The following is a 9,247-nucleotide window of genomic DNA, read 5'->3' as shown; positions in this document are numbered from 1 at the left end:
CTCTACAACCAGGTCTGGGGCATGTTCGAGGACCTGGCCCGGGCGGCCGCCGCCTACCGCAGCGCCGTCGACTTCGCGGAGTCCCGCATGGACCAGGAGCTCGACCGCGTCCTGTCCGACCCGCGCAGCCGCATCGGCTCCGCCGGTGACGCCGCCCGCGCGGCCGCCCGCGCCAGGTGCCAGGAGCTCACCGACCGGGCCCAGGATGCCCTGGACCGGGACCTCGCCCAGCTCGCCGCCGAGTCCGACGTCGTCGAGCCCGCGCTCCCGCCCGCGTTCGCCCGCTGGGACAACCCCGTCTGGCACGCCTACCGCGTCCCCATGGAGATCCCCATGGCCGTGCGCCTGGGTGACCTCCACCTCCCCGAGCGCCCCGAGCTGCGCATCCCCATGCTGCTCCGGCTGCCCTTGGAACGCGGCCTGTGGGTGGACCGGGGGCGCCGCGGCTCCCAGGAGGCCCTGTTCACGGACGAGGCCGAGCTGCGCCGCCTCGCCCTCGACACGGCCGTCGCGCACACCGCGCGGATGCTGGCCGTCTACCCGCCCGGCGAGTTCACCGTCCACGTCATCGACCCGGCGGGCGCGGCCGCCGACGCCTTCGCGCCGCTCACCGCTTCGGGCGCCCTCGCCGCACCCCCGGCCACCGGCGCCGGGGGAGTGGCCACCGTCCTGTCCCGGCTGACCCAGCGTGTGGACCTGGTGCAGATGGCCGTCCGCGGCGGCGCGGGCGCCGACGCGCTCCCGCCGGACCTCGACACCGCCGAACAGCTCCTGGTCGTCAACGACTTCCCGCACGGCTTCGACGACCGAGCCGTCACCCAGCTCCGCTACCTCGCCGACGAGGGCCCGGCCGTGGGCGTGCACCTGATGATGGTCGCCGACCGCGAGGAGGCCTCCGCGTACGGGCCGGTCCTCGACCCGCTGTGGCGCTCGCTGCTGCGCGTCACGCCCGTGCCGGACGACCACCTGGCCGACCCGTGGGTGGGCCACTCCTGGACGTACGAGCCCCCCAGGATCCCGGCCGGCAGCGCGATCCTCCGGCAGGTGCTCGGCGAGGTGGCCGAAGCCCGCCGCAATTGGGGCCGCTGAACTGCCACTTTGAGCTTCCTTTTGGTTCCCCTTTACCTTCTCTTGGTGCTTCGGGTACGGTTGCCTGCAACGCGGAGGGGAGTACTCCCACACGCGGCGTTCCCGTCAGTACGGACCGGTCGGACACGAGACCGGTCCCGGGGCGCCGGCCCGTCGCGCGCGCCGTTGCCGACGGTGCCGCTCGGGTGGAAGAGACCTCCGGCAGCGACGACGCTGATCAGTAGCCGTACGAAGCCGGAGGCACAGTGGACGTTTCGATGACTGTCTGGGTGGTGACCGTTCTCGGTCTGCTCGCCCTGATCGCGGTCGACTTCTTCATCGGGCGCAAGCCCCATGACGTGTCGGTCAAGGAAGCCGGCATCTGGACGGTCGTCTGGATCGTCCTCGCCGCCGCGTTCGGCCTCGGCCTGCTGTTCGCAGGCGAGAACCAGGCGTCCGGCGAGTTCTTCGCGGGCTACATCACCGAGAAGTCGCTCAGCGTCGACAACCTCTTCGTCTTCGTGCTGATCATGGCGAAGTTCGCCGTGCCGTCACACCTCCAGCAGCGCGTCCTCCTCGTCGGTGTGCTGATAGCCCTGGTCATGCGGGCCGGATTCATCGCCGCCGGCGCCGCGATCATCGCCAACTTCTCCTGGGTCTTCTACATCTTCGGCGCGTTCCTGATCTACACCGCGTGGAAGCTCGTCAAGGAGGCCTCCACCGACGAGCCGGACGAGGAGTACGAGGAGAACCGCCTCCTCAAGTCCATCGAGAAGCGCTTCGGCGTCGCCGACCGCTACCACGGCACCAAGCTCTCCCTCCGCGACAACGGCAAGCGCATCCTGACCCCGCTCGCCGTGGTCATGCTCGCCATCGGCACCACGGACCTGCTGTTCGCCCTCGACTCCATCCCCGCGATCTTCGGCCTGACCCAGGACCCGTACATCGTGTTCACGGCGAACGCCTTCGCGCTGATGGGCCTGCGCCAGCTGTACTTCCTCATCGGCGGACTGCTCCAGAAGCTGGTCCACCTCAGCTACGGCCTGTCCGTGATCCTCGGCTTCATCGGCGTGAAGCTCATCCTGCACGCCCTGCACGAGTCCGGGGTGCACGTCCCCGAGATCTCCATTCCGGTGTCCCTCGGCGTCATCTGCGGAGTCCTCGTCATCACCACCATCACCAGCCTGGTGGCGGCCCGGCGGCAGACGGCCGCCGAAGAGCGCGAGCAGGAGTCCACGCGGGTCTGACCCCCGCCTGGCGTACGCGCCGCACCGGCCGGGTTGCCGGGTCACCCGGCCGGTGTTTGCGTGGACGCCATGAAGTTCATCCAGATCGTAGACTTCGAGACCGAGCGCGTGGACGAGATGCGCGGCGTGATGGGCGAGTGGGACGACGAGGCGGAGCGCCGCGACTACAGCCCCACCAGCAGTGTCCTCCTGAAGGACCGTGACAACCCCAACCGCTACTACGCCGTGGTCACGTTCAACTCGTACGACGAGGCCATGCGCAACAGCGACGACCCCCGCACGTCCGAGATGGCCGGGCGCCTGGAAGCCCTGTGCACCCGGCCGACGAAGTTCGTCAACTGCGACGTCCTCGAGGAATACCCGAGCTGAGCCCGCCCGTCAGACGGCGGCGGCCTCCTCCGCCGGCTCCCGCGCCGCCGCCACCGGCGACGGCAGGGTCTCCGGCAGCAGCGCGAAGCAGCCGAGGCTCAACAGGGCGATCCCCGTCAGATAGGCGGCGACGCCCCACGGCGGCCCCGCGCCACCCGAGGCCGCCGTCGCCACCATCGGCGTCAGCGCCCCGCCCAGCACCCCGGCCAGGTTGTAGCCGACCGCCGCACCCGTGCACCGCACCCGCGGCTCGTACAGCTCCGGCAGATACGCGGCGACGACCGAGAACATCGTGATGAACGCCAGCAGCGACCCGAGGAACCCGAGGAACATCAGCACCGGCCGCCCCGTGTGCAGCAGCCCCACCATCGGGAACGTCCACAGCGCCGACGCGGCGCACCCGGCCAGGCACATCGGCCGCCGCCCGTACCGGTCGCCCAGCATCGCGGCGAACGGCGTCAGGGCCCCCTTGACAGCCACCGCCGCCATCACGCACACCAGCATCACCGTACGGCTCACCCCGAGCCGCTCCGTGCCGTACGCCAGCGCCCACGTCGACACCGCGTAGAACACGGCGTACCCGACCGCCAGCGCCCCCGCCGTCAGCAGCACCAGCCGCCAGTGCCGGCGCACCACCTCCACCAGCGGCGCGCTCGCCCGCGTCCCGGTCTCGGCGAGCTCCTGGAACTGCGGGGTCTCCGCCAGTGACGTGCGCAGCAGCAGTCCGCCCAGCGCGAGCAGCCCCGCCGCCCAGAACGGCACCCGCCACCCCCACTCCCGGAACGCGGCATCGCTCAGCCCCGCCGACAGGGCCAGCATCACCCCGTTCGCCAGCAGGAACCCGACCGAAGGCCCGATCTGCGGGAACGACGCCCACAGGGCGCGCCGCCGCTCCGGAGCGTGCTCGGCGGTCAGCAGCACGGCCCCGCCCCACTCGCCGCCGAGGCCGAGCCCCTGCAGGAAGCGCAGCACCAGCAGCAGCGCCGGAGCCGCCACGCCGAGCGTCGCGTACGACGGGACGCACCCGACCGCGACCGTCGCCGCGCCCGTGAGCCCCAGCGACGCGAAGAGCACCGGCCTCCGCCCGTAACGGTCGCCGATATGGCCGAAAAGCACCGACCCGAGCGGGCGGGACACGAACCCGACGGCGAACGTGCCGAACGCGGCGAGCGTCCCGGCCACCGGCGAGAACGTCGGGAAGAACAGGGGGCCGAGTACCAGCGCGGCGGCCGTCCCGTAGACGAAGAAGTCGTAGAACTCGATGGCCGTCCCGGCGAGCGACGCGGCGGCGAGCCGCGCCATCGACGGCGGCGTCCGGCCCTGGGCACGATCGGTGCGGCGGTCCGGATGGGTATGACTGTGGCGCATGTCGCGCCAACTACCCAGCGCGCACGCCCGTTACGGGGCGCGTGGAGGCGCGGGGATGGCACGTGGCCGGATCGGGCGCGTGGTGCGTGGTGCGTGGTGCGTGGTCAGGGTGCCGGGATCACCAGCCCCGCGCGCGCCACTCCGGCAGCTGCGGGCGCTCGTCGCCGAGCGTGGTGTCCTTGCCGTGGCCCGGGTAGATCCAGGTCTCGTCCGGCAGCACGTCGAACAGCTTGGTCTCCACGTCGTGCAGCAGGGAGGCGAACGCCTCCGGGTCCTTCCAGGTGTTGCCGACGCCGCCCGGGAACAGGCAGTCGCCCGTGAAGACATGCGGGTGGCCGTGCGGGTCGTCGTAGACCAGCACGATGGAACCGGGCGTGTGGCCCCGCAGATGACGGGCTGTGAGCTCGACGCGGCCGACGCGGACCGTGTCGCCGTCCTCCACCAGGACGTCGGTCGGGACGTCGATGCCCGCGGCGTCGTACCGCCCGGCGTACGTACGGGCGCCCGTGGCGGCGACGACGTCGGCGAGCGCGCCCCAGTGGTCGTGGTGGCGGTGGGTGGTGACGACGGACGCGATGCCGTCGTCACCGATCAGCTGGAGCAGCGTCCGGGGGTCGTGCGCCGCGTCGATCAGGAGCTGCTCGCCGGTGGTCCGGCAGCGCAGCAGATACGCGTTGTTGTCCATCGGGCCGACCGCGACCTTCGAGACGATCAGGTCCGCCAGCTCGTGCACATCCGCGGGACCGCCGACCTTCACCGCTCCGCTGTACGTCATGGGATCAGCCTATCGCCGGGGCCTGGGAGCGGGCGGCCTACAGCGGCGGCAGCGCCGGGAGCGGGCCGCCCGAGACCGACAGGGCGGAGCCGTCGCGCCGCCCGGCGAGCCACCCGAGCAGATCGGCCGCCGTGCCGCGCACCTCCACAGGGCCGCCCGCGGCGCCGCCGCCGGTGGTCCACGTACGGCCGTCGTCGGCGGTCACCGTGGTCGCGGGCACGTCCTGGTGTCCGGCGAACCGGTCCGTCAGGAAGTCGATCTCGCGCTCGGTGAACTCCTTCGGCAGGTCCTCCAGCTCGTAGCCGACGCCCAGGTCCACATGGTGCAGCTCGACCTCGACGAGGCGGCGGAACGGCACCCGGGCCGCCTGGTCCGTCACACCGTTGCGGAGCTCCACGGTGCGGCTCCAGTCGGCCGGGGCGTCGCCCTCGGCCTGGAAGCGGGCGGCCGTCTCACGCAGGTCGGCGAGCTGGGCGTCCAGGGGGCGCGGGGCACCGCGCTCGATGTCGGCGTCGCGGGCCTCGCCGCTGACGTACATGGGCCGGCCCTGGAGCACGTTCACCAGGGCGTCCGCGTTGCGGGCCAGGTGGGCCAGGACGTGGCCGCGGGTCCAGCCCGGCAGGCGGGACGGCGCGGCGACGGCGGCGTCGTCGAGTGCGGCGGCCGCGCTGAGCAGCCGGTCGGTCGCCTCGCGTACCGAGGCCAGGTCATGTGCGTGATCGATCATGCTGCTGACCCTAGCGCCGCCACTCGATCGGGTGAAGGTGGTGGAGCGCGGACCAAAATCGAATGCACGTGCTATACGCTCGGTGGAGGCATCCTTGAAAGTCAGGCATTCATCCATCTGGCGGCCCCCATAGGCTGGAACAGTCTGGGACGGGGGCTGTGCCCCCGCTCATCTCAAGAAAGGTGCGGACCGGCGTGGCCGACCGTCTCATCGTCCGTGGCGCGCGCGAGCACAATCTGAAAAACGTCTCGCTCGACCTGCCGCGCGACTCGCTCATCGTCTTCACCGGTCTCTCCGGGTCGGGCAAGTCGTCCCTCGCGTTCGACACGATCTTCGCGGAGGGCCAGCGCCGCTACGTCGAGTCGCTGTCCTCGTACGCCCGGCAGTTCCTCGGCCAGATGGACAAGCCCGACGTCGACTTCATCGAGGGCCTCTCACCGGCCGTCTCGATCGACCAGAAGTCGACCTCGCGCAATCCGCGCTCCACGGTCGGCACCATCACCGAGGTCTACGACTACCTGCGCCTGCTCTTCGCGCGCATCGGCAAGCCGCACTGCCCGGAGTGCCGCCGGCCGATCTCCCGCCAGTCGCCCCAGGCGATCGTGGACAAGGTCCTGGAGCTCCCCGAGGGCAGCCGCTTCCAGGTGCTGTCGCCGCTGGTGCGCGAGCGCAAGGGCGAGTTCGTCGACCTCTTCGCGGACCTCCAGACCAAGGGCTACAGCCGCGCCCGGGTGGACGGGAAGACCGTCCAGCTGACCGAGCCGCCCACGCTGAAGAAGCAGGAGAAGCACACCATCGAGGTGGTCGTCGACCGCCTCACCGTGAAGGACAGCGCCAAGCGCCGGCTCACCGACTCCGTGGAGACCGCGCTCGGCCTGTCCGGCGGCATGGTCGTGCTCGACTTCGTCGACCTCCCCGAGGACGACCCCGACCGCGAGCGCATGTACTCGGAGCACCTGTACTGCCCGTACGACGACCTGTCCTTCGAAGAGCTCGAACCCCGCTCGTTCTCCTTCAACTCGCCCTTCGGCGCCTGCCCCGACTGCACCGGCATCGGCACGCGCATGGAGGTCGACCCGGAGCTGATCGTCCCCGACGAGGACCGGTCCCTCGACGAGGGCGCCATCCACCCCTGGTCGCACGGCCACACCAAGGAGTACTTCGGGCGGCTCATCGGCGGCCTCGCCGACGCCCTCGGCTTCCGTACGGACATCCCGTGGGCCGGCCTGCCGCAGCGGGCCAGGAAGGCCCTGCTGTACGGCCACAAGACCCAGGTCGAGGTGCGCTACCGCAACCGGTACGGCAGGGAGCGGGCCTACACGACCCCCGCCTTCGAAGGCGCGGTCTCCTTCGTGAAGCGGCGCCACAGCGAGGCCGAGAGCGACTCCAGCCGCGAGCGCTTCGAGGGCTACATGCGCGAGGTGCCCTGCCCCACCTGTGAGGGCACCCGCCTCAAGCCGATCGTCCTCGCCGTCACGATCATGGAGAAGTCCATCGCTGACGTCTCCGCCATGTCCATCAGCGAGTGCGCCGACTTCCTCGGCCGGCTCACCCTCAACGCCCGCGACAAGAAGATCGCCGAGCGGGTGCTGAAGGAGGTCAACGAGCGGCTGCGCTTCCTGGTCGACGTCGGCCTCGACTACCTGTCGCTGAACCGCGCGGCCGGCACCCTCTCCGGCGGCGAGGCCCAGCGCATCCGGCTCGCCACACAGATCGGCTCCGGCCTGGTGGGCGTGCTGTACGTGCTGGACGAGCCGTCCATCGGCCTGCACCAGCGCGACAACCACCGGCTCATCGAGACCCTCGTACGGCTCCGTGACATGGGCAACACGCTCATCGTCGTCGAGCACGACGAGGACACCATCAAGGTGGCCGACTGGGTCGTCGACATCGGCCCCGGCGCCGGTGAGCACGGTGGCAAGGTCGTCCACTCCGGGCCCCTGAAGCAGCTCCTCGCCAACAAGGAGTCGATGACCGGGCAGTACCTGGCCGGCAAGAAGTCCATCCCGGTGCCCGACATCCGCCGCCCTGTGGACCCCGCCCGCCGGCTCACCGTGCACGGCGCCCGCGAGAACAACCTGCGCGACATCGACGTGGCGTTCCCGCTCGGCGTGCTCACGGCCGTCACCGGAGTGTCCGGGTCCGGCAAGTCGACGCTGGTCAACGACATCCTGTACACGCACCTGGCACGCGAGCTGAACGGCGCCAAGTCCGTACCCGGGCGCCACACGCGCGTGGACGGCGACGACCTCGTCGACAAGGTCGTCCACGTCGACCAGTCGCCCATCGGCCGCACGCCGCGCTCCAACCCGGCCACGTACACGGGTGTCTTCGACCACGTCCGCAAGCTGTTCGCCGAGACGATGGAGGCCAAGGTCCGCGGCTACCTGCCGGGCAGGTTCTCCTTCAACGTCAAGGGCGGCCGCTGCGAGAACTGCTCCGGCGACGGCACCATCAAGATCGAGATGAACTTCCTGCCGGACGTGTACGTGCCGTGCGAGGTCTGCCACGGCGCGCGCTACAACCGGGAGACCCTGGAGGTCCACTACAAGGGCAAGTCCATCGCCGAGGTCCTGGACATGCCCATCGAGGAGGCCCTGCACTTCTTCGAGGCCGTCCCGACGATCTCCCGCCACCTCAGGACGCTCAACGAGGTGGGCCTCGGGTACGTCAGGCTCGGCCAGTCCGCGCCGACCCTGTCGGGCGGTGAGGCACAGCGCGTCAAGCTCGCCAGCGAGCTCCAGAAGCGCTCCACGGGCCGCACGGTCTACGTCCTGGACGAGCCGACGACGGGTCTGCACTTCGAGGACATCTCGAAGCTGATCAAGGTGCTGTCCAACCTCGTCGACAAGGGCAACACGGTCATCGTGATCGAGCACAACCTGGACGTCATCAAGACCGCCGACTGGGTCGTCGACATGGGCCCCGAGGGCGGCAGCGGCGGCGGCCTCGTCGTCGCCGAGGGCAGCCCCGAGCAGGTCGCGGGCGTCCCGGCGAGCCACACGGGCAAGTTCCTGCGCGACATCCTGGAGCCGGAGAAGATCAGCGACGCGACCCCGGTGAAGGCGCCCCGCAAGAGTGCCGCGCGCAAGACCGCGACCCGCGCCCGCAAGGCCTGAGCCAGGCAGGGGCGCCCCGTGCGTGCGGGGCGCCCCCGGCCTGCCGGGCGTTCGGCTCACCCTGCCTGAGGGCCCGGCGATACGCGTCGGTATCGTCAGGTCCGTACCCCGACGTCCGTCGCACCCCCGTGGAGCACCCATGTCCGGCCTGCCCGCCACCCGCCGTACCGTGCTGAAAGGCGCCGCGCTCGCCGGTGCCGCGGGACTCGGCGCGGCCGCCTGCTCCACGGAGTCCAAGCTGGGCCACGCCCGGACGCCCACACCGACAGCGCCCGTGCCCCTGGGCGCCGCGGACGAGGTCCCCGTCGGCGGGGCGCGGCTGTACCGGGAGCAGCGCGTCCTCGTGCACTGCCCGGCCCAGGGCCAGTACAAGGCGTTCAGCGCCCAGTGCACCCACGCGGGCTGCCTCCTCGACAAGATCGAGGAGAACGAGGGCAACTGCCCCTGCCACGGCAGCCGCTTCGACGTCACGACCGGCAAGGCACTCAAGGGCCCGGCGACCGTGCCGCTGCCGGAGGTCCCCGTCACCGTCAAGGACGGCAAGCTGATCGCGGGCCCGCAGGCCTGACCCCGG

The 9,247-nt window shown here is 71.2% G+C and carries 7 protein-coding genes and 1 pseudogene; 5 read left to right on the top strand and 3 right to left on the bottom strand.

What is annotated here, in order from left to right:
• The 3 genes and pseudogenes from HTZ82_RS30735 to HTZ82_RS30725 all read left to right on the top strand — a co-directional run.
• Nucleotides 1–1,089: pseudogene (locus HTZ82_RS30735) on the top strand (export associated protein); the annotation flags it as partial.
• A 245-nt stretch (nt 1,090–1,334) separates the two neighbouring features.
• Nucleotides 1,335–2,315 (top strand): TerC family protein, encoded by a 981-nt coding sequence (locus HTZ82_RS30730; RefSeq protein WP_175412683.1) that lies wholly within the window; start codon nt 1,335–1,337, stop codon nt 2,313–2,315.
• Between the two features lie 69 nt (nt 2,316–2,384).
• Nucleotides 2,385–2,684 (top strand): hypothetical protein, encoded by a 300-nt coding sequence (locus HTZ82_RS30725; RefSeq protein WP_175412682.1) that lies wholly within the window; start codon nt 2,385–2,387, stop codon nt 2,682–2,684.
• Nucleotides 2,685–2,693: 9 nt separating this feature from the next.
• Here HTZ82_RS30725 and HTZ82_RS30720 read toward each other — a convergent pair whose 3' ends face one another.
• The 3 genes from HTZ82_RS30720 to HTZ82_RS30710 all read right to left on the bottom strand — a co-directional run bounded on the left by HTZ82_RS30720 (nt 2,694) and on the right by HTZ82_RS30710 (nt 5,554).
• Nucleotides 2,694–3,986: an MFS transporter gene (locus HTZ82_RS30720; protein ID WP_175412684.1), complete on the bottom strand. Its 1,293-nt coding sequence runs from the start codon at nt 3,984–3,986 to the stop codon at nt 2,694–2,696.
• A gap of 184 nt (nt 3,987–4,170) precedes the next feature.
• Complete coding sequence (locus tag HTZ82_RS30715; protein ID WP_175412681.1) at nt 4,171–4,827, bottom strand: MBL fold metallo-hydrolase; 657 nt, start codon at nt 4,825–4,827, stop codon at nt 4,171–4,173.
• Nucleotides 4,828–4,864: 37 nt separating this feature from the next.
• Complete coding sequence (locus tag HTZ82_RS30710) at nt 4,865–5,554, bottom strand: maleylpyruvate isomerase family mycothiol-dependent enzyme (RefSeq protein WP_175412680.1); 690 nt, start codon at nt 5,552–5,554, stop codon at nt 4,865–4,867.
• Nucleotides 5,555–5,748: 194 nt separating this feature from the next.
• Between HTZ82_RS30710 and uvrA the strand changes: the two genes are divergently transcribed.
• Together uvrA and HTZ82_RS30700 are read left to right on the top strand one after the other, a co-directional pair.
• Complete coding sequence (gene uvrA, locus HTZ82_RS30705) at nt 5,749–8,673, top strand: excinuclease ABC subunit UvrA (RefSeq protein ID WP_175412679.1); 2,925 nt, start codon at nt 5,749–5,751, stop codon at nt 8,671–8,673.
• A gap of 139 nt (nt 8,674–8,812) precedes the next feature.
• A complete protein-coding gene (locus HTZ82_RS30700) occupies nt 8,813–9,241 on the top strand; it encodes a Rieske (2Fe-2S) protein (RefSeq protein WP_175412678.1) in 429 nt (142 codons plus the stop codon).
• Nucleotides 9,242–9,247 lie beyond the last annotated feature (6 nt).

It is taken from the genome of Streptomyces sp. TRM64462 (assembly GCF_013362995.1).
Taxonomy (GTDB): domain Bacteria; phylum Actinomycetota; class Actinomycetes; order Streptomycetales; family Streptomycetaceae; genus Streptomyces.
Note: the sequence above shows the minus strand (reverse complement) of the source record. Positions and strands in the feature narration are given on the sequence as shown.